23 protein-coding genes are annotated in these 24,395 nt (G+C 72.9%); 7 read left to right on the top strand and 16 right to left on the bottom strand.

Annotation, left to right across the window (positions count from 1 at the left end; genetic code table 11):
- Positions 1–79: 79 nt before the first annotated feature.
- From ABZX65_RS12710 to ABZX65_RS12700, 3 genes are all read left to right on the top strand, one after another.
- The gene (locus ABZX65_RS12710) at positions 80–1,012 is read left to right on the top strand and encodes an ROK family protein (protein WP_355337325.1); all 933 of its coding nucleotides are present in this window, start codon (positions 80–82) and stop codon (positions 1,010–1,012) included.
- Entirely contained in the window at positions 1,012–2,175 is a 1,164-nt protein-coding gene (nagA, locus tag ABZX65_RS12705) for an N-acetylglucosamine-6-phosphate deacetylase (RefSeq protein ID WP_355337322.1), read from the top strand. Before ABZX65_RS12710 ends, nagA begins: the two co-directional genes overlap by 1 nt.
- A gap of 213 nt (positions 2,176–2,388) precedes the next feature.
- Positions 2,389–3,348 (top strand): 1-phosphofructokinase family hexose kinase, encoded by a 960-nt coding sequence (locus ABZX65_RS12700; protein WP_355337319.1) that lies wholly within the window; start codon positions 2,389–2,391, stop codon positions 3,346–3,348.
- 19 nt (positions 3,349–3,367) lie between these two features.
- On the opposite strand, the gene ABZX65_RS12695 is transcribed toward ABZX65_RS12700, so the two are convergent.
- Positions 3,368–4,402, bottom strand: a complete 1,035-nt coding sequence (locus ABZX65_RS12695) for a carbohydrate-binding protein (protein ID WP_355337316.1) — start codon at positions 4,400–4,402, stop codon at positions 3,368–3,370.
- Between the two features lie 224 nt (positions 4,403–4,626).
- Between ABZX65_RS12695 and ABZX65_RS12690 the strand changes: the two genes are divergently transcribed.
- The 3 genes from ABZX65_RS12690 to ABZX65_RS12680 all read left to right on the top strand — a co-directional run bounded on the left by ABZX65_RS12690 (position 4,627) and on the right by ABZX65_RS12680 (position 7,846).
- Positions 4,627–5,607: an SAM-dependent methyltransferase gene (locus tag ABZX65_RS12690; RefSeq protein ID WP_355338028.1), complete on the top strand. Its 981-nt coding sequence runs from the start codon at positions 4,627–4,629 to the stop codon at positions 5,605–5,607.
- A gap of 59 nt (positions 5,608–5,666) precedes the next feature.
- Positions 5,667–6,809, top strand: coding sequence for an NADH-quinone oxidoreductase subunit D (locus ABZX65_RS12685; protein ID WP_355337313.1), 1,143 nt, complete (start codon positions 5,667–5,669; stop codon positions 6,807–6,809).
- Between the two features lie 92 nt (positions 6,810–6,901).
- Positions 6,902–7,846, top strand: coding sequence for a sigma-70 family RNA polymerase sigma factor (locus ABZX65_RS12680; RefSeq protein WP_355338025.1), 945 nt, complete (start codon positions 6,902–6,904; stop codon positions 7,844–7,846).
- Positions 7,847–7,859: 13 nt separating this feature from the next.
- Here the strand turns inward: ABZX65_RS12680 and ABZX65_RS12675 are convergent, their stop codons facing one another.
- The 15 genes from ABZX65_RS12675 to dacB all read right to left on the bottom strand — a co-directional run bounded on the left by ABZX65_RS12675 (position 7,860) and on the right by dacB (position 23,734).
- Entirely contained in the window at positions 7,860–8,894 is a 1,035-nt protein-coding gene (locus ABZX65_RS12675) for a hypothetical protein (RefSeq protein WP_355337310.1), read from the bottom strand.
- Positions 8,895–9,315: 421 nt separating this feature from the next.
- Complete coding sequence (locus tag ABZX65_RS12670) at positions 9,316–9,756, bottom strand: rhodanese-like domain-containing protein (protein WP_355337307.1); 441 nt, start codon at positions 9,754–9,756, stop codon at positions 9,316–9,318.
- Complete coding sequence (locus ABZX65_RS12665; RefSeq protein ID WP_355337304.1) at positions 9,753–10,280, bottom strand: cysteine dioxygenase; 528 nt, start codon at positions 10,278–10,280, stop codon at positions 9,753–9,755. The genes ABZX65_RS12670 and ABZX65_RS12665 overlap by 4 nt, the downstream gene beginning before the upstream one ends.
- Before the next feature lie 457 nt (positions 10,281–10,737).
- Positions 10,738–11,232: a DUF3180 domain-containing protein gene (locus ABZX65_RS12660; protein WP_355337301.1), complete on the bottom strand. Its 495-nt coding sequence runs from the start codon at positions 11,230–11,232 to the stop codon at positions 10,738–10,740.
- A 106-nt stretch (positions 11,233–11,338) separates the two neighbouring features.
- Positions 11,339–11,962, bottom strand: a complete 624-nt coding sequence (folK, locus tag ABZX65_RS12655) for a 2-amino-4-hydroxy-6-hydroxymethyldihydropteridine diphosphokinase (RefSeq protein ID WP_355337298.1) — start codon at positions 11,960–11,962, stop codon at positions 11,339–11,341.
- A complete protein-coding gene (folB, locus tag ABZX65_RS12650; protein WP_355337295.1) occupies positions 11,959–12,318 on the bottom strand; it encodes a dihydroneopterin aldolase in 360 nt (119 codons plus the stop codon). The genes folK and folB overlap by 4 nt, the downstream gene beginning before the upstream one ends.
- 136 nt (positions 12,319–12,454) lie before the next feature.
- Complete coding sequence (locus tag ABZX65_RS12645) at positions 12,455–12,988, bottom strand: nuclear transport factor 2 family protein (protein WP_355337292.1); 534 nt, start codon at positions 12,986–12,988, stop codon at positions 12,455–12,457.
- The gene (folP, locus tag ABZX65_RS12640; protein WP_355337289.1) at positions 12,985–13,854 is read right to left on the bottom strand and encodes a dihydropteroate synthase; all 870 of its coding nucleotides are present in this window, start codon (positions 13,852–13,854) and stop codon (positions 12,985–12,987) included. Before folP ends, ABZX65_RS12645 begins: the two co-directional genes overlap by 4 nt.
- A 23-nt stretch (positions 13,855–13,877) precedes the next feature.
- Positions 13,878–15,722 carry a phosphatidylglycerol lysyltransferase domain-containing protein gene (locus tag ABZX65_RS12635; protein ID WP_355337286.1) on the bottom strand — a complete coding sequence of 615 codons (1,845 nt, stop codon included), beginning with the start codon at positions 15,720–15,722 and terminating at the stop codon, positions 13,878–13,880.
- Positions 15,723–15,943: 221 nt separating this feature from the next.
- Positions 15,944–16,552: a GTP cyclohydrolase I FolE gene (gene folE / locus ABZX65_RS12630; protein WP_188283469.1), complete on the bottom strand. Its 609-nt coding sequence runs from the start codon at positions 16,550–16,552 to the stop codon at positions 15,944–15,946.
- Between the two features lie 145 nt (positions 16,553–16,697).
- The gene (gene ftsH / locus ABZX65_RS12625; RefSeq protein ID WP_355337283.1) at positions 16,698–18,749 is read right to left on the bottom strand and encodes an ATP-dependent zinc metalloprotease FtsH; all 2,052 of its coding nucleotides are present in this window, start codon (positions 18,747–18,749) and stop codon (positions 16,698–16,700) included.
- A gap of 258 nt (positions 18,750–19,007) precedes the next feature.
- Positions 19,008–19,562 carry a hypoxanthine phosphoribosyltransferase gene (gene hpt, locus ABZX65_RS12620; RefSeq protein ID WP_355337280.1) on the bottom strand — a complete coding sequence of 185 codons (555 nt, stop codon included), beginning with the start codon at positions 19,560–19,562 and terminating at the stop codon, positions 19,008–19,010.
- Positions 19,563–19,616: 54 nt separating this feature from the next.
- Positions 19,617–20,612: a tRNA lysidine(34) synthetase TilS gene (tilS, locus tag ABZX65_RS12615; protein ID WP_355337277.1), complete on the bottom strand. Its 996-nt coding sequence runs from the start codon at positions 20,610–20,612 to the stop codon at positions 19,617–19,619.
- Between the two features lie 173 nt (positions 20,613–20,785).
- The gene (locus tag ABZX65_RS12610) at positions 20,786–21,955 is read right to left on the bottom strand and encodes a zinc-dependent metalloprotease (protein WP_355337274.1); all 1,170 of its coding nucleotides are present in this window, start codon (positions 21,953–21,955) and stop codon (positions 20,786–20,788) included.
- A 369-nt stretch (positions 21,956–22,324) separates the two neighbouring features.
- The gene (gene dacB, locus ABZX65_RS12605; protein ID WP_355337271.1) at positions 22,325–23,734 is read right to left on the bottom strand and encodes a D-alanyl-D-alanine carboxypeptidase/D-alanyl-D-alanine-endopeptidase; all 1,410 of its coding nucleotides are present in this window, start codon (positions 23,732–23,734) and stop codon (positions 22,325–22,327) included.
- Positions 23,735–23,821: 87 nt separating this feature from the next.
- Between dacB and ABZX65_RS12600 the strand changes: the two genes are divergently transcribed.
- Positions 23,822–24,316 carry an inorganic diphosphatase gene (locus ABZX65_RS12600; protein WP_188283474.1) on the top strand — a complete coding sequence of 165 codons (495 nt, stop codon included), beginning with the start codon at positions 23,822–23,824 and terminating at the stop codon, positions 24,314–24,316.
- Positions 24,317–24,395: the final 79 nt, after the last annotated feature.

Raw genomic sequence — 24,395 nt, 5'->3', positions numbered from 1 at the left:
CGCAAACGCCGCCTGACGCGTGATCTTTCCTCGCGGAGTGGACTAGACCTTTTTAGGTGTTAGCCGCGACACTGTCCCCGTGAGACATGTCATCGCTCTCGATGTGGGCGGCACCGGAATGAAGGCCGCGCTGGTCGGCGCGGACGGAACGCTCCTGCACCAGGCGCGCCGTCCGACCGGCAGAGAACGCGGCCCCGACGCCGTGGTCGCCGCGATCCTCGACTTCGCGGCCGAACTGCGCGACCACGGCGTGCGCGAGTACGGCGAACCCGCCGCCGCGGCCGGGGTCGCGGTGCCCGGCATCGTCGACGACGTCAACGGGATCGCCGTCTACGCCGCGAACCTCCGCTGGAAGGACGTCCCGCTGCGGGCGTTGATGTCCGAGCGACTGGACGGCGTACCGGTCGCGCTCGGCCACGACGTCCGCACCGGCGGCCTCGCCGAGGGCCGGATCGGCGCGGGCAACGGCGCCGACCGCTTCCTCTTCCTCCCGCTGGGCACCGGCATCGCGGGCGCCATCGGCATCGAGGGCCGGATCGAGGCGGGCGCGCACGGCTACGCGGGCGAGATCGGGCACATCGTGGTCCGCCCCGGCGGACCGGAGTGCGGCTGCGGGCAGCGCGGCTGTCTCGAGGCGCTGGCCTCGGCGGGCGCGGTCTCGCGCGCCTGGGCCGAGGCGAGCGGCGACCCGGACGCGGACGCCGCGGACTGCGCGCGCGCCGTCGAGACCGGCGACCCGCGGGCGCTCGCGGTGTGGGGCGAGGCGATCGGCGCGCTGGCCGACGGCCTGGTCACCGGGCTCACCCTTCTGGACCCGCGCGTGCTGATCATCGGCGGCGGGCTCGCGGAGGCCGGGGACACCCTCTTCGGGCCGCTGCGCGCGGCCGTGGAGGCACGTATCACCTTCCAGAAACTCCCCCTCATCGTCCCCGCCGCGCTGGGGGACACCGCTGGATGCCTGGGCGCCGGCCTGCTCGCCTGGGATCTACTCTCCGTGGAGGTAACCGCCTGATGGCCCCCGTAACGACAACGCAGCGCACGGTGCTGGCGGGTGCCCGTGTGGTCCTGCCGTCAGGTGTGGTGGAAGGCGGCCGGCTGACCGTCGAGGGCACCCGGATCGCGGCGAACGAGGCCGACGAGCACGTCTCGACGGCCACCGTGGACCTCGCGGGCCACACCGTCGTGCCCGGCTTCGTGGACATCCACAACCACGGCGGCGGCGGCGCGTCCTTCACCTCGGGCACCGCCGACGACATCCTCACCGGTGTGCGCACCCACCGCGCGCACGGCACGACCACGGTGGTCGCCTCGACCGTCACCAACGCGCTGGACGTCCTGGCCAAGCAGGCCGGGCTGCTGGCCGAGCTGGTGGAGCAGGGCGACCTCGCCGGAATCCACTACGAGGGCCCGTTCATCTCGCCGTGCCGCAAGGGCGCGCACGACGAGGCGCTGCTGCGCGACCCCGACCCGGCCGATGTGCGCAAGCTGGTCGAGGCGGGCCGCGGGGCCGTCCGGATGGTCACCCTGGCGGCCGAACTGCCCGGCGGAATCGATTCCGTACGGCTGCTGGCCGACCTCGGCGTGATCGCGGCGATCGGCCACACCGACGCCACGTACGAGCAGACGCTGGAGGCCATCGACGCGGGCGCGACCGTGGCCACCCACCTGTTCAACGCGATGCCGCCGCTCCAGCACCGCGCGCCCGGCCCGATCGCGGCGCTGCTGGAGGACGAGCGGGTGACCGTCGAGCTGATCAACGACGGTACGCATCTGCACCCGGCCGTCCTGGAACTGGCCTTCGGGAGCGCGGGCGCCGGGCGGGTCGCCTTCATCACCGACGCGATGGACGCGGCCGGTTTCGGCGACGGCCACTACGACCTGGGCCCGATGAAGGTCGAGGTGCTCGACGGGGTCGCGCGGCTGGTCGAGGGCGGCTCGATCGCCGGGTCGACGCTCACCCTGGACACCGCCTTCAAGCGGGCCGTCACGCTGGACGGGCTGTCGCTGACCGACGCCGTACGCGCCATCTCCACCAACCCGGCGCGGCTGCTCGGCCTGGACGACCGCATCGGCACGCTGGAGCCCGGCAAGGACGCGGACCTGGTGGTGCTGGACGCGGCGTACGACCTGGTGGGCGTCATGCGCAAGGGCGAGTGGGTCGTCCGGCCCGACTAGCCGTCGCCGGAGGGTGCGCCCGGCAGGTGTGTTGGGGGCGTCCGGCAGGCGTGTTGGGGGTGTCCGGCAGGCGTGTGCGGGGGCGTCCGGGCGGTGAGTTCGGGGGCGCCCGGGCGGTGAGTTCACCCGATTTTCGCGGATTCTCGCTAAAAGCTGCGTAACGGCGGTCGGCGCGCACTGGGCCGACCGCCGTACTTTTGTCATCATCGTCAGGTGATCATCACCGTCACGCTGAACGCCGCCCTCGATGTGACCTACCGGGTCCCGTCGCTCCGACCGCACTCCACCCACCGGGTCACCCACACCGCGGAACGCCCCGGCGGCAAGGGACTCAACGTCGCCCGCGTGCTGGCCGCGCTCGGCCGCCCCGCCGTCGTCACCGGCTTCGTCGGCGGCCCGGTCGGCGCCGAGCTGCGCGAACGGCTCGCCGAGCGGGCCGCGGAGTACGACGACGGGCTGCTGACCGACGCGCTGGTGCCCATCGCGGGCACCACCCGCCGCACGGTGGGCGTCGTGGACGACACGACCGGCGACACGACGATGTTCAACGAACCGGGGCCCACGGTCACCCCGCGCGAGTGGGGCGGGTTCCTGGAGCGCTACCGCGCGCTGCTCGCCGACGGCCGCGCGACGGCCGTGGCGCTGTGCGGCAGCCTGCCGCCGGGACTGCCGGTGGGCGCGTACGCGGAGCTGGTGCGCGAGGCGCGGGCCGCCGGGGTGTTCGTGCTGCTGGACACCAGCGGGGAGCCGCTGCGCCGCGGGCTGGCCGCGCGCCCCGACCTGATCAAGCCGAACGCGGTGGAGCTGACCGGCCTGACCGGCTTCTCCGAACCCGCCCGCGCGGCCGGTGACGCCCGGCGGCGCGGCGCCCGCGCGGTGGCCGCCTCGCTCGGCGAGGACGGGATGCTGGCGCTGACCGAGGAGGGCGGCTGGCAGGCGCTGCCGCCCGCGCGCCTGGCGGGCAATCCGACGGGCGCGGGCGACTCGGCGGTGGCGGGGCTGCTGTCCGGGCTCGCGGAGGGCCTGACGTGGCCGCGCCGGCTGGCGCGGGCCGTCGCGCTGTCGGCGGCCACGGTCGCGGCGCCCGCGGCGGGCGAATTCGACGCGGCCGTCTACGCGGAGCTGCTGCCCCAGGTGACGGTGGTGCCCGCGGAGCCCGGCGCGGCGGTGTGAGGGCGGGCCCCGGCGGCGGCTACTCGGTGACCTGGCCCTGCTTGAGTTCGAACTGGTCCAGGTTGACCGCGCACTGATTGCCCTGCTGGCAGCTCAGCGTCACGGTGTTGGAGCCCTCCTTGAGGTCGATCCAGGAGTAGGTGTGGTTGTTCCACGCCTTCGCCCAGTCCGTGTAGTGGCCGTAGTTCTTCAGATTGACGGGGCCGCTGCGCGCCTTGCCGTTCACCCCGAGGGTGAGCGTCGCGTCGTCGCCCGCGTTCCCGTAGTACGTGAAGAGCGTGTACGGGCCGTCCTTCGGCACCGTCACCGTCCACGTCACGGTCGCGCCGACCTGCGTCAGGTGGTCGACATAGGTGCCGCCCGCCGCGCTCGCGCCCGGGTGCTCGGTGCTCGTCTGCGCGCCGCCCGTCAGGACGAGCGTCGAGGCGTCGGTCTTCTTCGAGTCGTAGGGGGTCGGCTCCGCGGAGGCCGAAGGCGTCGTCTCGGTGGGCGCGGCCGAGGTGACCGCCGGGCTGGACGGCTTGTCGCTGGCCTTCTTGTCGCCGTCGCCCGAGCCGTTGGTCATCGCGAAGGCGATGCCGATGGCCACGGCCGCGACCACGGCGACCGCCGCGATCAGCAGGCCCTTGCGGTTGGGCGCGCCGCCGCCCTGCTGGCCGCCGCCGCCCGCGCGACGGGTGTGCGGGGGCTGCGCGGGAGGCTGCTGACCGGGATAACCCTGCTGACCCGGATATCCCTGCTGGCCCTGCTGCCCTTGCTGGCCGCCGTACTGCTGCTGGCCGGGCTGCTGGCCGTACGCCTGTGTCTGCTGCTGGGTCTGCTGCGGATAGCCGTAGCCGGAGGGCGACTGCTGCTGCGGGTAGCCGTAGCCCGAGGGCGTCTGCGGCGGCTGCGGACGACGCTCACCGACCCGCTGGATCTGGTGGTGCGAGGTACGCGGCATGCCCGGCTGCTGCACCGGGGCCTGCTCGGGCTGCTGCTCGCCGCCCTCCGACCGGTAGAGATAACCGAACGGGTCGTCGTTCTCAGGGGCGCCGTCGTTTCCGGCAGTCATCCGCTGTCCACTCCCTCACTGCACTGCACACACGCTGCACACGCCGTCGCGGCGCCTGTGGTATCTCCGGAACACTACCGGCCCCGAGAGACACCCCGCTCAAGCCTTCGACGCATCTCCAGGTCAGGAAGGTTCCCCTGTGAGCAGGCACACTTCACCGGACACGTACCGTTAACCCCGTGGACAGCGAGTGGCGGGAGCGGTGGGTGCCCTGGCGGGAGGCCATGGACCGCGCCCTGTACGGCCCCGAGGGCTTCTTCGTACGGGAGCGGCCCGCGGCGCATTTCCGTACCTCCGTGCACGCCTCCGCGCTCTTCGCGGGGGCCGTCGCCGAGCTGCTGGTCCGGGTCGACGCGGCCCTCGGGCACCCGGCCGAGCTGGCCTTCACCGACATGGGCGCGGGCCGCGCGGAGCTGTGCTCCGGAGTGCTGGCCGCGCTCCCCGCGCCGGTCGCCGGCCGCGTACGCGTCCACGCCGTCGAACGCGCGCCGCGCCCGCCGGGGCTCGACCCGCGGATCACCTGGAGCGACCGGCCGCCGCGCGGTGTGCGCGGCCTGCTCTTCGCCAACGAGTGGCTGGACAATGTGCCGCTCGACGTCGCCGAGACGGACGGGGCGGGCGTGCCCCGCCAGGTGCTGGTCCGCCCGGCCGACGGCGCGGAGCGCCTCGGCGAGCCGGTGCGCGGCGCCGACGCGCGGTGGCTGGAGCGGTGGTGGCCGCCGTCGCCGGAGCCCGGCGCCCGCGCCGAGATCGGGCTGCCGCGCGAGGCCGCCTGGGCCGAGGCGGTCGGCTCGCTGGACGCCGGGGCGGCCGTCGCCGTCGACTACGCCCACACGCGCGCGGCGCGGCCCCCGTACGGCACGCTCACCGGCTACCGCGACGGCCGCCAGGTGGAGCCCGTCCCCGACGGCTCCCGCGACCTCACCGCCCATGTCGCCCTCGACGCCCTGCCGGGCACGGCGCTCCCCCAACGCGCCGCCCTGCGCTCCCTCGGCCTCTCCGCCGCCCGCCCCCCGCTCGCCCTGGCCGCCGCCGACCCGGCCGCCTACGTCCGCGGCCTCGCCGCCGCGGGCGAGGCCGCCGAACTGACCGCCCGCGGCGGCCTCGGCGACTTCACCTGGCTGGTGACGGAGGTCGGCGTGACCGGCGTCCTGGCGGCGGCTCAGGACTCGGCGGAGGCACAGCGGTCGCCGCGGTCGCGCTGAGCCCGCGGGCCCGGCACCGCCCGTGGGATACGGGCGGGGAGTCCTGAGAGGATGGCGGCATGACGGAGACCACGATCGGAGTCGGCGGGGCGGCCGAGGGCACCGACATGGTGCTGAACATCGGGCCGCAGCACCCGTCCACGCATGGGGTGCTGCGCTTGCGGCTGGTGCTGGACGGGGAGCGGATCCGCAGCGCGGAGCCGATCGTCGGATACATGCACCGGGGCGCGGAGAAGCTGTTCGAGGCGCGGGACTACCGGCAGATCGTGATGCTGGCGAACCGGCACGACTGGCTGTCGGCGTTCGCGAACGAGCTGGGTGTGGTGCTGTCGGTCGAGCGGATGCTCGGCATGGAGGTGCCGGAGCGCGCGGTGTGGACGCGGACGCTGCTCGCGGAGCTGAACCGGGTGCTGAACCACCTGATGTTCCTGGGCTCGTACCCGCTGGAGCTGGGCGGGATCACGCCGATCTTCTACGCCTTCTCCGAGCGGGAGAACCTCCAGCACGTGATGGAGGAGGTCTCCGGCGGCCGGATGCACTACATGTTCAACCGGGTCGGCGGCCTGAAGGAGGACCTGCCCAACGGCTGGCAGGGGCGGGTGCGCCAGGCGGTCGCCGGGGTGCGGTCGCGGATGGGCCGCTTCGACGACCTGGTGCTCGGCAACGAGATCTTCCGCGGCAGGACCCGCGGTGTCGGCGTCCTGTCCCGCGAGGCCGTGCACGCGTACGGCGTCAGCGGGCCGATCGCGCGCGGCTCCGGCGTCGACTTCGACCTGCGGCGCGACGAGCCGTATCTGGCGTACGGGGAGCTGGGCGACACCCTGAGGGTGGTCACCAGGACCGAGGGCGACTGCCTGGCGCGCTTCGAGGTGCTGCTGGAGCAGACGCACAACGCGCTGGACCTCGCGGACGCGTGCCTGGACCGGCTGGCGGAGCTGCCGCCGGGGCCGATCAACCAGCGGCTGCCGAAGGTGCTCAAGGCCCCCGAGGGGCACACCTACGCGTGGACCGAGAATCCGCTCGGCATCAACGGCTACTACCTGGTGTCGAAGGGCGAGAAGACGCCGTACCGGCTGAAGCTGCGCTCCGCGTCGTACAACAACATCCAGGCGCTGGCGGTGCTGCTGCCGGGCACGCTGGTGTCGGACATGGTCGCGATCCTCGGGTCGATGTTCTTCGTGGTCGGCGACGTCGACAAGTAGCGCCGCCGGGCGGTCCGCGCGTCACATTCGGGGTCACTGGTCCGTCAGGAGAGTGACGGCATGTGACGGAGGACCGACCGATGGACGCACCCATGGACGACGGCTTGGACGACGGTGGGCACGACGGCCTTGAAGACGGCAAGGACGACAGAGAGCTGCTGGCGGCGCGGTTCGAGGCGAACCGCGCCCATCTGCGGGCCGTGGCCTACCGGATGCTCGGCTCGGCCGACGAGGCGGACGACGCCGTCCAGGAGGCGTGGCTGCGGCTGAACCGCACCGACGCCGCCGAGGTCCGCAACCTCGGCGGCTGGCTGACCACGGTGGTCGGCCGGGTCTGCCTGGACATGCTGCGCTCGCGCCGCACCCGCCGCGAGGAGCCGATCACCGCGCCGGACGGATACGAGTACGGGTACGTGGGCGCGGTGACGCTGCCCGCGCCGGGGCCCGAGCAACAGGCCCTGCTGGCCGACTCGGTGGGGCTCGCCCTGCTCGTCGTCCTGGAGACCCTGGACCCGGCCGAACGGCTCGCCTTCGTGCTGCACGACATGTTCGCCGTGCCCTTCGACGACATCGCGCCCATCGTGGAGCGCACCCCCGCCGCCGCCCGCCAGCTCGCCAGCCGCGCCCGGCGCCGCGTCCAGGGCGGCACCGAGGTCTCCGACCCCGACCCGGCGCTGCGGCGCGCGGCCGTCGAGGCGTTCCTCGCCGCGGCGCGCGACGGGGACTTCGACGCGCTCCTCGCGGTCCTGGACCCCGAGGTCACCGTCCGCTCCGACGTCCCCGGGCGGCCCGGCGTCACCTCCACCCGCCGGGGCGCGGCCAACGTCGCGCGCGGCGCGGTCAGTTACGCCGCGATGGCCTCCACGGCGCGGCTGGTGCTGGTCGACGGGCTCCTGGCGGCGGCGGTGGACCTGGACACCGCGGACGCGCGGGTCCTGACCTTCGCGGTCTCGGCGGCGGACGGGCGGATCACGGCCGTCGACATCGTCACCGAGCCGGGGCGGCTGGCCGCGCTGGACGTGCGCCCGCTGGCGTGAATCCCCCGCGCCGTCAGGCCTGGGCGCGCAGTTCCGACATGTCGAGCTGTTCGGTCTCGTCGTGGGCCGTGAGGTCGATGACCTCGGGGCCCGACTCCGCGACGGCCTGGGCGTGTTCCGCGACGGCCTCGTCCCCCACGACGTCGTCCAGGTCGGCCACGTCGTCCAGCGCGTCCACCTCGGAGACGTCCTCCGGGTCCGCACCGCCCGCGGGCTTCTGCGTGCCGAAGAAGTCGAAGCCGCCGATGGCCCGGCTGCCGTTGCCGCCGGGGGCGCCCGGTGAGCGCTGGGGCTGCGCGTAGGGCAGGACGGCGGCGGCGACGGCCGGGACGAGGCGGTGTTCGCGGACCGGCAGTCCGGCCGGTGACGTGGCGGGCGCGGCGGTCCGGGTGTGGCTCTCGGTCTCCGCCGCGTGGCGGCCCTGCGGCTCGTCCTCGGGGCCCGCGGTGTCGCGGCGGCGGGCGTCCTCGACGGTGCGCCTGGCCTGCTGGCGGGCGGCGTTGCGGCCGAGGTCCCGCAGCGCCTGATCGGCCTTGAGGAAGGCGGCGGGGCCGACCGGCGAGGCACCGCCGGTGAGGGCGAGCTGCCGCGGGGCGGAGTCCAGTTGGAGCTGACGGCGGCTCTCCAGCACCTGGGCGCGCTCGCTCTCGGCGGTGGCGTACCGGCGGAGCAGGTCGGCGTGCTCGGTGCGGAGCCTGGCCAATTCCCCGCGCTTGGCCCGGAGTTTCTTCTCCAGGCGCCCGCGTATCTCGCGGGACTCCTCCAGGTCCGTCTCCAACTCGGCGGCCCGCTCGTCGGTCCGCCACTCCTCGCGGACGCGCGCCGCTTCGAGTTCGGCGACCGTACGGCCGGCGGAGCGGTCCCAGGTGCGGGCGAGGGCGGCGCCCGCGCACGCGGTCAGCGCGGTGGCGACGGTGAGCACCCGGATCACGCCCGTATCGCCGGAGAACAGGGCGGCGGCGGCGAGGACCGCGGCGCTGCCGACGACGGTCAGCGGCGGCAGCATCCGGTGCAGCGGCTGCGAATGGCGGTGACGTCCACGGGGCATGGCCAGAAATTTAGCGTGTGTGAAGGGATCGTGGGGAGGCGGGTCCCGAATATCTGGGCGGATTCTCACGGCGATTCGTCCGGCGAATACGGAGGGCATTCGGCGCTGCACGATGTGTCCCCCCATGTGCCGTCGGCCAATGCCGTCCTCATGTGCCGCCGCGGCGGCGCCGAGGCCCGCCCGCGCCGCCCCACCGGGCCCCGGGGCCGCCCCCGTTGGGCCCGGCGCGGGGTCCGGTGCCGGGCCCAACGGGGGCGATTACGGCGGCGCCGATACCCAGGTTCGGCGACCTGGGTCCGACGTCAACTCCGGTTCGCGGAAGGGGTTGTTGGGGTATTCCCCGACGCACTCCGGGAATTTGATCTTGAGCTTCCCCGCGACGGGATCAGTGCCGCGATCAGAGTCGCGATCGGTAGCGGGATCAGAAAGCGCCTTCGGCCGGTGCCGCGATGTGCGCGGTGGGGACCGTCGGGGTGCCGTCCGGCGCGGTGACCGGCAGGCCCGCCGCGCGCCACGCCTGGAAACCGCCGTCCAGGTCGGTGGCCGCGCGCAGTCCGAGGTCCTGGAGGGAGGCGGCGGCGAGCGAGGACGCGTACCCCTCGTTGCAGATCACCACGACGGTCAGGCCGGGGCCCGTCGCCTGCGGGAGGCGGTGGGTGCCCTCGGGGTCCAGCCGCCATTCGAGTTCGTTGCGCTCGACGATGACGGCGCCGGGGATCGTGCCGTCGCGGTCGCGCAGCGCGCCGTAGCGGATGTCGACCAGCAGGGCGCCGTCGTGTTCCGCGGCGCGGGCGGCGGCCTCGGGGCCCAGCCGGTCCAGCCGGGCCCGTACGGCCGCCAGGCGCGCGTCGAGCGCGGTCACCACTCCTCCGGGCGCTCGACCAGCTCCAGGCGCAGCGTGCTGCCCTTGCGGCTGTAGCGGCGGATCAGCGGCAGCGGCGGGTAGTAGGCGTGCACCGAGACGGCGTGCGAGGACGGGGAGCTGTTGGTGACCTGGTGGACGTGGTTGCGGCCGAAGGCGCGGCCGACGCCTTCCGGCAGCACGCGCCTGCGGTCCAGGCCCTCGGCCAGTTCCAGGGAGCGCCAGCCCTCGGAGGGCAGCGGCACGGACAGCGACTGCTCGGTCAGCTCACCGGCGGCGGTGACGAAGACGCCGTACGAGCCGCCGTGGTCGTGCCAGCCGGTCTCGGCGCCGGGCGGCCAGCCGATCAGCCACGCCTCCGCGCCGCCGGGGCCCTCCAGCCGTACCCAGGTGCGGCCTTCGGGGTCGAGCGGCAGATCGCCGACGACGGCGGGGTCGGCGGCCACCTTGCGGGCGAAGTCGAGGAGATCGGCGGCGGTGGGCGCGGCGGGAGCGGTCGAGGGCGCGGTGGAGACAGTGGACACGGCGGAGGCGGAAGCGGCGGCGGGTTCGGACGAGGGAGCAGCGGAATTCAAGGGACACCACCCGGGGATACGCCGCGTCGGCGGGCAGCGGGGGCGTGCGTACGAGAGATCCCTTGAGAATGAAGCGTGCCGGGTTCGTACGAAAATCAGGCCGGGGCTGCGGCTACGACGCGAAAGATGAACGAAGGACGTCGGAGGCGCGCGTCAGCGCGCGGTCGTACAGATGCAGCCCGCGTACCGGACGAGGTCCAGGTGGACCTTCCGGTGCAGATGCCATCCGGGTTCGCTCACGTAGCGGACTGAACCACGCCACCCGCCCACCGGTCAAGCCGGACGTCCGAGTGGTGGCGTCGGCCCCGCAACGGCGGGGACCACGGGTGTCGGATACGTCTCAGGATGCGGGATACGTACCCGGGGGCGGGAGGTGCGGCCGGGACGCGCGCGCCTCGGGCGCGGGTCAGCGGCGGTGCGGGGTCGTGCCGTGCGGCACCGTGTCGTCGTCCTCGGGGAGGCGGCAGACCCGCTCAAGGAAGATCGCGGCGGCGATCACCGCGATCCCGGCGACGACGGCCAGGCCCGCGTAGATGGCCTGCTGGCGGCGCGGGTCCATGTCGAGGTCGTACATCACCAGGTAGAGCCCGGTGCCCGCGTACATGCCGACGACGAGGGCCGCGACGAGGGCGCTGGCCTGGCCGAAGACGACCGCGCGGGCGGCGGCCAGCGGGTCGACGCCCTTGGCGCCCGGGTGCCGTTCGCGCTGCGCCTTGAGCCGGGCGCGCAGCGACAGCGCGGTGGCCAGGAGCGCGACGGCGATCAGCGCGAGCACGATCGGCGCGGCGACCGGCACGCCCGGCAGCGTCCCGACGTGGTCCCACAGCCGCGCGGCGGCCCATGAGAGCACGCCCGCCACCGCGAAGAGCCCCGCCAGCGTCCTGATCCGCAGCGTCCTCACCGAGTGCCCGCCTCCACTTTCTGTGCAGTGCGCCGTCCGCGCGCCTGTGTGCGCTCGTCCGCCCGCGCCCGCCCGTGGCGGATGCGCGGTACGCAGGTCCCAACGATTATTCGGGCAGCCGGAGTTCCACGTCCGTGCGCCGTCGCACCCCCGCGGAGCCGACCGCCCCGATCAGTTCCGCGACCGGGCCGTGCCCCGGCAGTTCGGCCGCCGGGTCCACGTCGTACCACGGCACGAGCACGAAGGCACGCTCGTGGGCGCGCGGGTGCGGAAGTGTCAGCGCCGGGTCGTCGGAGGCCACGTCCTGGTACGCGATGATGTCGACGTCGATGGTGCGCGGCCCCCAGCGCTCGGTGCGCACCCGCAGGAACGCCTCCTCGATGGCCTGGGCGCGCTCCAGCAGCGACTCGGGCGGCAGCGTGGTGCGCACCAGCGCCACCGCGTTGAAGTACGTGGCCTGGGAGCCCTCGGGGACGCCCCAGGGCTCGGTCTCGTACACGTGCGAGACGGCCTTGACCCGGACGCCGGGGGTGTCCTCCAGCGCGTCGACCGCGCCTTGCAGGGTCTCCAGCCGGTTGCCGAGGTTGCCGCCGAGGGCGATCACCGCGGTCTTGGGGTTGTTCAGGGTGAAGTCCGCCGCGTCGACCTGCGCGACCACGGAGGCCGGTACGGGCTGCACGGTCGGGTCGAACGCGGGCTTGTGGGCGTGCTCCCGACGGGGGGAGTTCACGGGCGCCTCCGGGTGATGGTCACGGTCACGTCGTCGAAGGGCACGGTGATCGGCGCGTCCGGTTTGTGCACGGTCACCTCGACCTCTTGCACGACGTCGTGCGCCAGGCACGTGTCGGCGATGCGCTGGGCGAGGGTTTCGATGAGGTCGACCGGTTCGCCGGAGACGACGGCCGTGACCTCTTCGGCGACCACACCGTAATGCACGGTTCTGGTGAGGTCGTCATCGGCCGCCGCGGGGGCCGTGTCGAGGCCCAGCACGAGGTCCACGACGAAGACCTGGCCGTCCTCGCGCTCGTGCTCGAACACACCGTGGTGGCCCAGGGCCTTCAGGCCCCGCAGCGTGACACGATCCACGAACTCTCTCCCGCCGGTCGGTCGGACGGCCGCCGTCCGGGGTGTCCCGGCCGGCGGCGGACGGGGCGGTCCGCCCCGTCGTCTGCTCCGAATCTACCGTCGGTCACCGACAGAGCCGGTCACGGGCGGCCCCCGGTCACGCTCCCGCCGTCCCGTCGAAGCCCTCGTCGTCCAGCAGATCGTCGCCGGGACCGCCGGATCCGCCGGGGCCCTCGCCGTCCTCGTCGTCCTCGTCGTCGTCCTCGGCCAGCACCGGCGAGCCGTGGTGGACCCACATCCGCCAGCCGTCGGCGGTGCGGCGGAAGACGTTGGTGGCCACCACCAGGCCGCCGACGAGCGAGCCCGCGGAGCCGTCCTCCTCGGCGGGGCCGCCGGTCAGGATGTTCTCGGTGCAGGTGACCACCGCGCTGTCGCCGTCGACGGCGACCTCCACGTCGGTCAGGAAGAACTGGATGTAGTCCGTGTTGGCCATGATCAGCGCGTACGACCGCATGACCTCGCGGCGTCCGCGCAGCACCGGCCAGCCGGGGTGCACGACGGCCACCGACTCGGCCAGCGGCCCGTCCAGGACCACCGACTCCAGCGCGTCCAGGTCCGAGGTCTCCACGGCGTCGTAGAACGCCTGGTTGGCCCGCTCGACGGCGCGGGCCTCCGCGGTGCGCGGCGTCATGCGCGGACCCCCCCGATCTCGATGGCGCGGGCGACGCGGACGGCGTCGGCGCTGGCGTGCACCTCGTGGACGCGGACCGCCCAGGCGCCCTCGCGGGCGGCGATCGCGGTGACGGCCGCGGTGGCCGCGTCGCGTTCCCTGGCGGGCGGCGGTTCGCCGTTGTCACCGGCCAGGATGCGGCCGAGGAACCGCTTACGGGAGGCGGCGACCAGCAGCGGACGGCCCAGTTCGCGCAGCGCGCTCAGGTGGGCCAGCAGCGTCAGGTCGTGGTCCGCGGTCTTCGCGAAGCCCAGGCCCGGGTCGAGGATCACCAGGCCGGGGTCGATGCCGCCGGCCACCGCCCGGTCCAGGCCCGCGCGCAGTTCGGTGACGACCTCGCCGAGCACGTCGGCGTAGACGGCCCGGTTGTTCATGTCGATGCTCTGGCCGCGCCAGTGCATGACGACGAACGGCACCCCGGCGGCGGCGACCGCGGGGACCATCGCGGGGTCGGCGAGGCCGCCGCTCACGTCGTTGACCAGCCGGGCGCCCGCGGCGACCGCCTGCTCGGCGACCGAGCCGCGCATCGTGTCGACGCTGACCAGCACCCCGGCCGCGGCCAGCTCCCGCACCACCGGCACGACCCGGCGCAACTCCTCCGCCTCGTCGACCCGCTTGGCGCCGGGCCGGGTGGACTCGCCGCCCACGTCCACCATGTCGGCGCCCTGCGCCACGAGATCGAGGCCGTGCTTGACGGCCAGCTCCGGGTCGAACCACCGCCCGCCGTCGGAGAACGAGTCGGGCGTGACGTTCACCACGCCCATGACCGCGCAGCGGTCCCACTCCGGCAGTCCGACGGGCCTGACGCGGCCCAGCAACGTACTCATGCGCCCAGCGTAGGGGCTACGCCCTACGCCACCGCACTCCGCTCGGTCGCGTCCACCGACGTCGCGTAGCCGGGCTTGTGCCGGTGCGGGGGGCGGGTGGCGCGCCCGGGCAGGAAACGCTGGACGGCGTCGGGCAGCGGAAGGGACAGCGTGACGAAGCCCTCGGCCTGCATGATGGCGAAGCCGATCCTGGGCAGGTCACGGGAGTTGGGGAAGACCAGGAAGCGCGGCACCCACTCGGGCTGGAACTTCGCGTTGAACTTGTACAGCGACTCGATCTGGAACCAGCGGGACAGGAACACCAGCAGACCGCGCCAGCCGCGCAGCACCGGGCCCGCGCCGATCCGCTCGCCTCGGGCCAGCGCGGAGCGGAACATCGCGAAGTTCAGCGACACGCGGGCAATGCCGAGGGCGGGCGCCTCCTGGAGCGCGGCGACGATCAGCAGTTCGTTCAGGCCGGGGTCGGCGGCCCGGTCGCGGCGCATCAGCTCCAGGGACATGCCGTCCGCGCCCCAGGGCACGAAGTGCAGCACGGCCCGCAGGTCGCCCAGTTCGGGGTGCGGGGCGCCGGGCTCGCGGTCCTTGTGCGCGGTGACGACCACGCAGTCCCCGTCCAGATCCTCGCCGAAGCGGCCGAGCGCCATGGAGAAGCCGCGCTCGGTGTCGGTGCCGCGCCAGGCGTCCGCGGCCAGCCGTACGCGGTGCTTCTCGTCCTCGCTGAGGTCCCGGACCCGGCGTACCCGGCACACGTATCCGGACCGCTCGATGCGCTTGACCATCTGGCGGACATTGCGCATGGCGCGGCCCTGGAGGGTGAAGGCGGAGGTGGTGACGATCGCCTCGTCGCCCAGCTCCAGGGCGTCCAGGCCGGTCTCGCGGGTCCACACCTCGCCGCCGGTCTCGCTGCACCCGACGACGGCGGGCAGCCAGGCGTGCGCGCGGGCCAGCTCCATGTACTGCTCGATGGCGCCGGGCCACGCCTCGACGTCGCCGATCGGGTCGCCGCTGGCGAGCATGACGCCGGACACCACGCGGTAGCAGACGGCGGCCTTGCCGCTGGGCGAGAAGACCACGGACTTGTCGCGGCGCAGCGCGAAGTGGCCGAGCGAGTCGCGGGCGCCGTGCCGGGCCAGCAGCGCGCGCAGCCGGTCCTCGTCGGCCTCGCTCAGCTCGGCGACCGGGCGTCCGGGGCGCAGCGCGAGGAAGGCGGTGGAGATCGCGATGAGCAGGCCGAGGCCGCCCAGCGAGTAGCCGACCAGGTCGTTGACCCGGTCGCTGGTGTACGTGACGGGTCCCTCGAAGCCGAACAGGCCGAGCAGGACGTGCTCGCAGCGGTCGAGGAAGCCGGGGTTGCCGCGCTCGGAGGACGGGTGGGCGCTGGTGATGACCAGGCCGAGGGAGAAGGCGACGGTGCTGAGGCCGACGAAGTTCAGCAGGGCCCGCCAGCGGGTGCGCGGGTCGGACAGCGCGGTGAACTCGTCGCGGTAGGAGATCAGCACCCACAGCAGGCCGAGCGAGACCAGCGCGCCGAAGATCGAGTGCCGGTAGACGAGCTGGGTGGCCGCGCCGACCGGCAGCAGCACGACGGCCGCCCACCAGGCGCGGACCTTCCCGCGCTTGAGCGCGTGCGCGAGCATCAGCAGCAGGACGCCGGTGACGACCGCGGTGGCGGCGGCGAGCGAGCTGACGGTGCCGGGGAAGACCGCGGCCATGTGGTGCATCCGGCCGTTGCGGAAGGCCGGGAAGACCGCGGAGACCACGTCCAGCAGCCCGATGACCGCGGCGGCGCTGCCGATGATCCCCGGGACGGCGGAGGGTCGCAGCCGCCAGCGGCGCGAACGCGGGGCACAGGCACGGTCAGCGGACATGCTTCACCAGGGTCCAGTACGAGCGAGTGAGTGGCGCCCAGTAGGACGCGAAACCCTGTCTGTGGGTTCCTTCGCGGGCAACGCAACTGTGACAGCTACGGCGCGTCTACGTAACGGCTACGGCGGCCCGGTAGCGCACCGTGCCTACCGGGGCCGCCAGGCCCGTGCCCGAGCAGGCCCGCGCTCAGAGGCAGCCCGTGCCCGGTCAGCCGCGTGCCCGGTCAGCCGCGCCCGAGGATCAGGCTCATCGCCTCCGCGCGGGTCGCGGGGTCGCGGAGCTGGCCGCGTACGGCGGAGGTGATGGTCTTGGCGCCCTGCTTGCGGACCCCGCGCATCGTCATGCACATGTGCTCGCACTCGATGACCACGATCACCCCGCGCGGTTCCAGGATGCGCATCAGGGCGTCGGCGACCTGCGTGGTCAGCCGCTCCTGCACCTGCGGGCGGCGGGCGTACACGTCGACCAGCCGGGCCAGCTTGGACAGGCCGGTGATCTTGCCGCTGACGGCCGGGATGTAGCCGACGTGCGCGACGCCGACGAACGGCACCAGGTGGTGCTCGCAGGACGACATCACCTCGATGTCCTTCACCAGCACCATCTCGTCGTGCCCGAGGTCGAAGGTGGTGGTCAGCACGTCCTCCGGCGTCTGCCAGAGCCCGGCGAATATCTCCTTGTACGCGCGCGCCACCCGCGCCGGGGTCTCCCGCAGGCCCTCCCGGTCGGGGTCCTCGCCGACCGCGTACAGCAGCTCGCGCACCGCGGCCTCGGCCCGCTTCTCGTCGAACTCGCCGATCGAACCCTCGCCGTCGATCGTCACGGGGTCGGTCATGATGCCTCGTTCCTCCGAAGTTCGGCGAAGTGGGAAAGCTGGCCCAAAAACGGCAATGGCCCCAAGGTTAAAACCCTGGGGCCACTGCCTGCATTCCGGGTCCGGCCCGGACTGCCTGTTCTCGTGCCTGACCGGCTCGCGCCGGTCAGCTCTCCGGCGTGCCGTCCTCGGGACGGTCGACCGGCTCCGCGACGGGCTTGGTCGTGCTGACCGAACCCGTCGTGATGCCGTTGGCCGGCTGCGAGCCGTTGGTCAGTGCCAGCTCCTTGGGAGAGAGCACCGGCGGCCGGGTGGACGGCGTACGACGGGCGGAGCCCGTCCAGGCCGGACGCGGGGGACGCCTGACGATCGGAGCGAAGATCTCGGCGATCTGCTCCTTGTTCAGGGTCTCCTTCTCCAGCAGGTTCAGAACGAGGTTGTCCAGGACGTCCCGGTTCTCGACCAGGATCTCCCACGCCTCGTTGTGCGCCGTCTCGATGAGCTTCTTGACTTCCTCGTCCACCAGCCCGGCGACCTCTTCCGAGTAGTCGCGCTGGTGACCCATCTCACGGCCGAGGAACGGCTCCGAGTCGCTGGAACCGAACTTGATCGCGCCCAGCCGCTCGGTCATGCCGTACTGCGTGACCATGGCACGGGCGGTCGCGGTGGCCTTCTCGATGTCGTTCGACGCGCCGGTGGTCGGGTCGTGGAAGACCAGTTCCTCCGCCGCCCGGCCGCCCATCATGTAGGCGAGCTGGTCGAGCATCTCGTTGCGCGTCGTGGAGTACTTGTCCTCGTCGGGCAGCACCATCGTGTAGCCCAGCGCGCGGCCGCGGGACAGGATCGTCACCTTGTGGACCGGGTCGGAGTTCGGCGAGGCCGCCGCGACCAGGGCGTGTCCGCCCTCGTGGTACGCGGTGATCTTCTTCTCCTTGTCCGACATGATCCGGGTGCGCTTCTGCGGACCGGCCACGACGCGGTCGATCGCCTCGTCCAGCGTGGCGTTGTCGATGACCTTCTTGTTGCTGCGCGCGGTCAGCAGCGCCGCCTCGTTGAGCACATTGCTCAGGTCGGCGCCGGTGAAGCCGGGGGTGCGGCGGGCGACGGCCATGAGGTCGACGTCCGGTGCGACCGGCTTGCCCTTCTGGTGCACGCTGAGGATCTCCACGCGCCCCTGGAGGTCCGGCGGGTCGACCGCGATCTGCCGGTCGAAACGGCCGGGACGCAGCAGCGCCGGGTCCAGGATGTCGGGCCGGTTCGTGGCGGCGATGAGGATCACGCCGCCCTTCACGTCGAAGCCGTCCATCTCGACCAGGAGCTGGTTGAGGGTCTGCTCGCGCTCGTCGTGACCGCCGCCCAGACCCGCACCGCGGTGCCGGCCGACGGCGTCGATCTCGTCGACGAAGACGATGGCCGGGGCGTTCGCCTTGGCCTGCTCGAACAGGTCGCGGACGCGGCTGGCGCCGACACCCACGAACATCTCGACGAAGTCGGAGCCGGAGATCGAGTAGAACGGCACGCCCGCCTCACCCGCGACAGCGCGGGCCAGCAGGGTCTTGCCGGTACCCGGACGGCCGTACAGCAGCACGCCCTTGGGGATCTTGGCGCCGACGGCCTGGAACTTCGCGGGCTCCTGGAGGAATTCCTTGATCTCCTGGAGCTCCTCCACCGCCTCGTCGCAGCCGGCCACGTCGGAGAACGTCGTCTTCGGCGTGTCCTTGGTGATCAGCTTCGCCTTGGACTTGCCGAACTGCATGACGCGCGAGCCGCCGCCCTGCATCTGGTTCATCAGGAACAGGAAGACCACGACGATGAGGACGAACGGGAGCAGCGACAGCAGAATGCCGACGAAAGCGTTCTGCTTCGACGGCGAGACGGTGTAACCGTCGGGAAGGGTGGTCCCCTTCACCTTGCCGTCGACGATGTTCTGCAGCTCCGCGGCGATGGCCGAGCCCTGGTTGCCGATGTAGCTGGCGCGGACCTTGGAGCTGCCCTCGACCTTGGATCCGTCCCTGAGCTGGATCTTGATGGAGTTGTCGTCGCCTGTCGTCAGCTCGGCGGACTTGGCCTGGTTTGATTCGATCGCATGTAGAACCTCGCCGGTATCCACCGTCTTGTAGCCGCCGCCGGACCCGACGACCTGCATCAACACGACCACGGCGAGGACAGCCAGCACGATCCACATGACTGGCCCACGGAAATAGCGCTTCACGTCCATCCATGCGGGGCGAAGTCGCCCCGTCCCTCCTGCCACAGTGAGGCACCGCCGCCTGCTGGCCGCGCGTGCATGCCGGTGTATGACCCGACCTTCGGACGGTACCCCAGCATTGTCACCCGAGGTTGCCGCCGACCGTTAACAATCCCGCCTTCCCCTGCTCCAACGGCGGGAAACCGACAGGGGTTCCCGGGGCCGAACGGGGTGTGGCCGACGTCATGACTGTGCCGCGCCGCACCGCCGGCGGCGGGCCGACGGGAGTCAGCCACCGTATACGTGCGGGGCGAGTGTGCCCACGAACGGGAGATTGCGGTACTTCTCCGCATAGTCCAGGCCGTATCCGACCACGAACTCGTTGGGGATGTCGAACCCGGTGTACTTCACGTCGAGCTGGACCTTGGCCGCCTCGGGCTTGCGCAGCAGCGTGCAGACCTCCAGGGAGGCGGGGCCGCGCGAGCCCAGGTTGCTGATCAGCCAGGACAGCGTCAGCCCGGAGTCGATGATGTCCTCGACGATCAGGACGTCACGGCCCGCGATGTCGGTGTCCAGGTCCTTGAGGATGCGCACCACACCCGAGGACTTGGTGCCGGCGCCGTAGGAGGACACCGCCATCCAGTCCATCGTCACGTTGCTCGACAGCGCCCGTGCGAGGTCCGCCATCACCATCACGGCGCCCTTGAGGACACCGACGATCAGCAGGTCCTTGCCCGCGTAGTCCCGGTCGATCTGCGCGGCGAGCTCGCTGAGCTTCGCGTCGATCTCTGGCTTGGAGATGAGCACTTTCTCAAGATCGGCGCCCATGTCGTTCTCGTTCACTGCGCGGTATGTCCCTCAAGTAGTCGGCTCCCGGGTCGCTGGGCGACGGCAGCTCTACGACGGCGAGAACACCAGTCTGCCATTGGCCCTGAGAACGGCGACGCCGCCCGGCAGGTTGAGGGCTTTCTGTCCGTGCCAGCCGGTGACCAGCCGGTCGACCTCCTCGATGTGCCGGGCGAAGAGGAAGCCGGGGGGCGAGCCGGCGGCGATGGCGGCGCGGCGCAGGACGCGGCGGCGTACGGCGGCGGGCAGGCCGTGCAGCCGCAGCGCGTCCAGGCTGCCGTCGTCGCCCGCCGCGTCGGCCTCGGCGTCCGCGGCCCACTGGTCCAGCGCGTCGGCGTCGTCCCTGGAGAGCTGCGCGGTGCGGGCCAGCGCCTCGACGACGCCTTTGCCGAGGGACTTCTCCAGGACGGGCAGGGCTTCGTGTCTGACGCGGGAGCGGGTGTACGCGGGGTCGTGGTTGTGCGGGTCCTCCCACACGGTGATGCCCTGGGCGAGACAGCCCTTGCGTACGGTGTCGCGGTCCAGCAGCAGGAAGGGCCGCCGGTACCGGCCGCCGGTACCGGAGACCGCGGCCATTCCGGCCAGCGAGCGGGTGCCGGAGCCGCGGGCGAGGCCCAGGAGCACCGTTTCTGCCTGGTCGTCACGTGTGTGGCCGAGCAGGACGGCGGCGGCGCCGTGCGATTCGGCGGCGGAGTCGAGCGCCGCGTACCGGGCGTCTCTGGCGGCGGCTTCGGGACCGCCCTGGCGGCCGACGGTGACGCCGATCGCGTCGACCGGGTCGAGGCCGAGGCCGCGCAGCCGCCCGGCGACCTCTTGGGCGCGGCCGGCGGAGCCCGCCTGGAGGCCGTGGTCGACGGTGACGGCTCCGGCGCGCACGCCGAGCCGGGGTGCTTCGAAAGCGAGGGCGGCGGCCAGCGCCATGGAGTCGGCTCCGCCGCTGCACGCGGCGAGCACCAACGGGTGCGGGTCGGTGGACGCGGTGAGGACGTCGTGCAGGACGCGGCGGACCGCCAGGCGTATCGCCGCGACCGTGGGGTGGGGTCCCATGTCCGGTTTCCCTCCTGAGGAGGCTATGAGGAAAGCGCCGAAGTGACGCAGGGTATCCAGATGGTGACAGAAGCTCGGGGCTTACCCGAGCATCGCACGCGCTACCCTGCGCCTACGGTCCCTCGGACGGGTGAACCCGAGGGCGGACACGGCCTTCATGAGCGGTTACGCCCTCACGATTCGCTACGGCTGTGCACCCGCGCGACCCACTCGGCGGGTTTGGCGATCTCCGCCTTGGTGGGCAGCGTGTTGGGCGAGGTCCACACCCGGTTGAAGCCGTCCATGCCGACCTCGTCGACGACCGCCCGGACGAAGCGCTCGCCGTCGCGGTACTGGCGGAGCTTGGCGTCCAGGCCGAGGAGCTTGCGCAGCGCCTGGTCCAGGCGGCCCGCGCCGCTGGCCCTGCGCTGGCTGAACTTCTCCCGGATCTCGGCGACGGTCGCCACGACCTCGGGCCCCACGCCGTCCATCACGAAGTCCGCGTGGCCTTCGAGCAGCGACATCACGGCGGTCAGCCGGGCCAGGATCTCCCGCTGGGAGGGGGTCTGCACCAGGTCGACCAGGCTGCGGTCCTCGTCGCGGTCCTTGTCGGCGTCTTCTTCCTTGCCGCCGCCGGAGCCGGTGAAGGACTGCACGGCCTCCCTGACCCGCTCGATCACCGTCGAGGCGTCCAGTTCGGTCTCGCCGAGGAACGCCTGGATCTCGCCCTCGATGTGGTCGCGCAGCCACGGCACCGCGGAGAACTGGGTACGGTGCGTCTCCTCGTGCAGGCACACCCACAGGCGGAAGTCGTGCGGGTCGACGTCCAGCTCGCGCTCGACGTGCACGATGTTCGGCGCGACCAGCAGCAGCCGTCCGGCGCGGGACTCGCCGGGGCCCGGCTTGACCGGTCCCGCGGGCATGTCGCGGCTCGGCGGCGCGAAGGTCTCGTACTGGCCGAGCACCCGCGAGGACAGGAAGCTCAGCAGCATGCCGACCTCGACGCCGGTCACCTTGCCGCCGACCGTGCCGAGCACGACTCCGCCGGGGCCGCCGGGGCGGCGCGCCTGCATCTTTCCGAGCAGGGGCTTCATCACCTCCCGGAACCCGGCCACGTTGGCCTTCACCCAGCCCGCCCGGTCCACGATGAGCACCGGGGTGCCGTGCGGTGGCACCTCCGCGTCCCCGTACATCCGGGTGAACTCCCTGACGTGCGCCTCCGACTCCTGCGCGTGCGCCCGCAGCTCCGCCACGATGGCCCGAGCCTCGTCCCGGCTCACCTCAGGCCCCGGCCGCGTCAACCGCTGCGCGGTCGCCACGGCGAGGTTCCAGTCGACCATCTCGCTTCCACCGATGCTCGTCATGCCTTCACGGTACGTTGCCGCTCCCCCTTTGGGCTCCCCCACCAACAGGTTCCCCCTCCGGCCGCCCCCCGAAATACGGCTTCAGCCCCTCCGGCTAACGCCGCCTCAAACGCCGGCGGGGCTGTTCCCCCCACCCACCCGCCCTTCCCCCTGCCGGGGGGCACCCCACCCGGAGACGTCGTTCAAGGCCAAAGCCAGCGCCTGGCGGTCGCGCCAAAAACAATGGTTCAGCCCGTCCGGCGATTGAGGACATCGGCCCGTGGCCCGCGCCCGCTTCTTCAAGCCCGTCCGGCGATTGAGGACTCCCGCCAGTGCCCCAACCCCGTTTCTTCGAGCCCGTCCGGCGATTGAGGACATCGGGGGTGCGGGCTAGGGGTGGGTGGTGAGGGCGGCGGCCAGGTGGTCGAGGGCTTTCTGCGCGCCGCCAGGCGAATCCGTGCCGTGGGTGAGGAACGCGAAGGCGAGGAGGCGCCCCGCGGGGGACACGGCGGTGCCGGCGATCGTGTTGGTCCCGGTGAGCGTCCCGGTCTTGGCGTGGACCACCCCGGCGCCCCCACCGCCCCGGAAGCGGTCGGCGAGCGTGCCGGTGAAACCGGCGACCGGCAGCCCGGTCAGGACCGACCGCATCTCGGGATGCGCGGGACTCGCCGCGAGCGCGAGAATCCGGGCCAGCGTGGTGGCCGACAGCGCGTCGTCCCCGTCGAGTCCGCTCCCGTCGTGGAAGGCGGCACCGGCGAGCGGCACCCCGAGCCGCCGCAGGGCGTCGGGAATGGCGCTCGCCGCCCCGGCGAAACTGGCGGGCCGCCCGAGCGCGCGGGCCACATGCCGGGCCAGCGCCTCGGCCACGTCGTTGTCGCTGTCGGTCAGCATCCGCTCCACCAGCTCCGACAGCGGCGCGGACTGATGGGCCGCCAGCCGCGTACCCCCGTGCCCGCTGGCGGGCGCCGCCTCGCCCTTGACCCTGATCCCCCGGTCCCGCAGCAGGTCCGCGAAGGCGTCGGCGGCCGACTCGGCCGGATCGTCGGCGCGCTGCGCGGGCCCGCTCGAACTGTGGTCGAGCCGCCCCTCGCGGACCATGAGCGCGGTGACCGGCGCGAGGTTCTCGTTGGGCCCGATGGGGTGGAGCGCGGTGCCGCTGAACAGGGACGTGTCGTAGCCGAGCCGTACGGACGTGGTGCCGCGCGCCTTGAGCGCGGCGGCGGTGTCGTCGGCGAGCCCGCCGAGTTCGAGGGTCGGGTCGCCGCCGCCGACCAGGACGACCCGGCCGGCCGCGGTGACCACCACGGTCGTGGTGAGGCGGCGGCCGGGCCCGAGCATGCCGAGCGCGGCCGTCGCGGTGGCGAGCTTGGTGGTGGAGGCGGGGGTGGACGGCGTACCGGCCCGGTGGTCGTACACGACGGTCCCGGTGGCCACGTCGATGACGGTCCCGGTGCGTACGGTGCCGAGCCCGTCGGCGTTCATCAGCGGGTCGAGGAGGGCCTTGAGGGCGGCCGGGTCCGGCGGCGTACCGGCGGACGAGCCCTTGCCCGTACCGGGCGCGGCGGCGCGCACCGGGGCCAGTACGGGAGCGGCGGACGGCGCGGGCGGGGTGATCCGGGGCGTGGGCGCGGCGGTGCGCGGTCCCGAGGCCACGACGTGGTCCCGGCCGGCCGCGTGCTCGCGCTCGGCCGTACGCTGGCCTGCGTCCCACGGGCCTGCCGCGGCCACCGCCCCGGCCGCCACCGCCAGACCTATCGCGGCCGACCCCGCCACGACCTGCCACGTCTTGCCGTGCGGCACCCCCGACCAGCCCCTTTCGCGACCACCCACATGCGTGGGAGACACTTAATCACCCGCAGTATGCGCTGATCATGGAGGAGTAGGGCCTTGGAGTTCGACGTCACGATCGAGATCCCGAAGGGTTCGCGGAACAAGTACGAGGTGGACCACGAGACCGGTCGTATCCGCCTGGACCGCAGGCTCTTCACCTCGACCAGTTACCCGGCCGACTACGGCTTCATCGAGAACACCCTCGGCCAGGACGGCGACCCGCTGGACGCGCTGGTCATCCTGGACGAGCCGACCTTCCCCGGCTGCCTCATCACGTGCCGGGCGATCGGCATGTTCCGCATGACGGACGAGGCCGGCGGCGACGACAAGGTGCTGTGCGTGCCCGCGTCGGACCCGCGTGTGGAGCACCTGCGTGACATTCACCACGTCAGCGAGTTCGACCGGCTGGAGATCCAGCACTTCTTCGAGGTCTACAAGGACCTCGAGCCCGGCAAGTCCGTCGAGGGCGCCAACTGGGTCGGCCGCACCGAGGCCGAGACGGAGATCGAGGAGTCCTTCCGCCGTCTGAAGGAGCAGGGCCCGGGCCACTGAAGCCCCGCCGCACCTGAACGCCGGGGGGGGGGCGGGGGCGGCGGGGGGGGGGGGGGCCGCGCCGGGGGGGGAGCCCCGC

The organism is Streptomyces sp. NPDC003300 (genome assembly GCF_040610915.1).
Classification (GTDB): Bacteria; Actinomycetota; Actinomycetes; order Streptomycetales; family Streptomycetaceae; genus Actinacidiphila.
Note: the sequence above shows the minus strand (reverse complement) of the source record. Positions and strands in the feature narration are given on the sequence as shown.

Coding starts and splice junctions, on each gene's coding strand:
- tilS (WP_355337277.1), bottom strand. CDS start 20,612: ATGGGACCCCACCCCACGGTCGCGGCGATACGCCTGGCGGTCCGCCGC.
- ABZX65_RS12680 (WP_355338025.1), top strand. CDS start 6,902: ATGGACGACGGCTTGGACGACGGTGGGCACGACGGCCTTGAAGACGGC.
- ABZX65_RS12645 (WP_355337292.1), bottom strand. CDS start 12,988: ATGACGCCGCGCACCGCGGAGGCCCGCGCCGTCGAGCGGGCCAACCAG.
- ftsH (WP_355337283.1), bottom strand. CDS start 18,749: ATGGACGTGAAGCGCTATTTCCGTGGGCCAGTCATGTGGATCGTGCTG.
- nagA (WP_355337322.1), top strand. CDS start 1,012: ATGGCCCCCGTAACGACAACGCAGCGCACGGTGCTGGCGGGTGCCCGT.
- folP (WP_355337289.1), bottom strand. CDS start 13,854: ATGAGTACGTTGCTGGGCCGCGTCAGGCCCGTCGGACTGCCGGAGTGG.
- ABZX65_RS12685 (WP_355337313.1), top strand. CDS start 5,667: ATGACGGAGACCACGATCGGAGTCGGCGGGGCGGCCGAGGGCACCGAC.
- ABZX65_RS12690 (WP_355338028.1), top strand. CDS start 4,627: ATGGACCGCGCCCTGTACGGCCCCGAGGGCTTCTTCGTACGGGAGCGG.
- ABZX65_RS12635 (WP_355337286.1), bottom strand. CDS start 15,722: ATGTCCGCTGACCGTGCCTGTGCCCCGCGTTCGCGCCGCTGGCGGCTG.
- ABZX65_RS12610 (WP_355337274.1), bottom strand. CDS start 21,955: ATGACGAGCATCGGTGGAAGCGAGATGGTCGACTGGAACCTCGCCGTG.
- ABZX65_RS12695 (WP_355337316.1), bottom strand. CDS start 4,402: ATGACTGCCGGAAACGACGGCGCCCCTGAGAACGACGACCCGTTCGGT.
- ABZX65_RS12675 (WP_355337310.1), bottom strand. CDS start 8,894: ATGCCCCGTGGACGTCACCGCCATTCGCAGCCGCTGCACCGGATGCTG.
- folE (WP_188283469.1), bottom strand. CDS start 16,552: ATGACCGACCCCGTGACGATCGACGGCGAGGGTTCGATCGGCGAGTTC.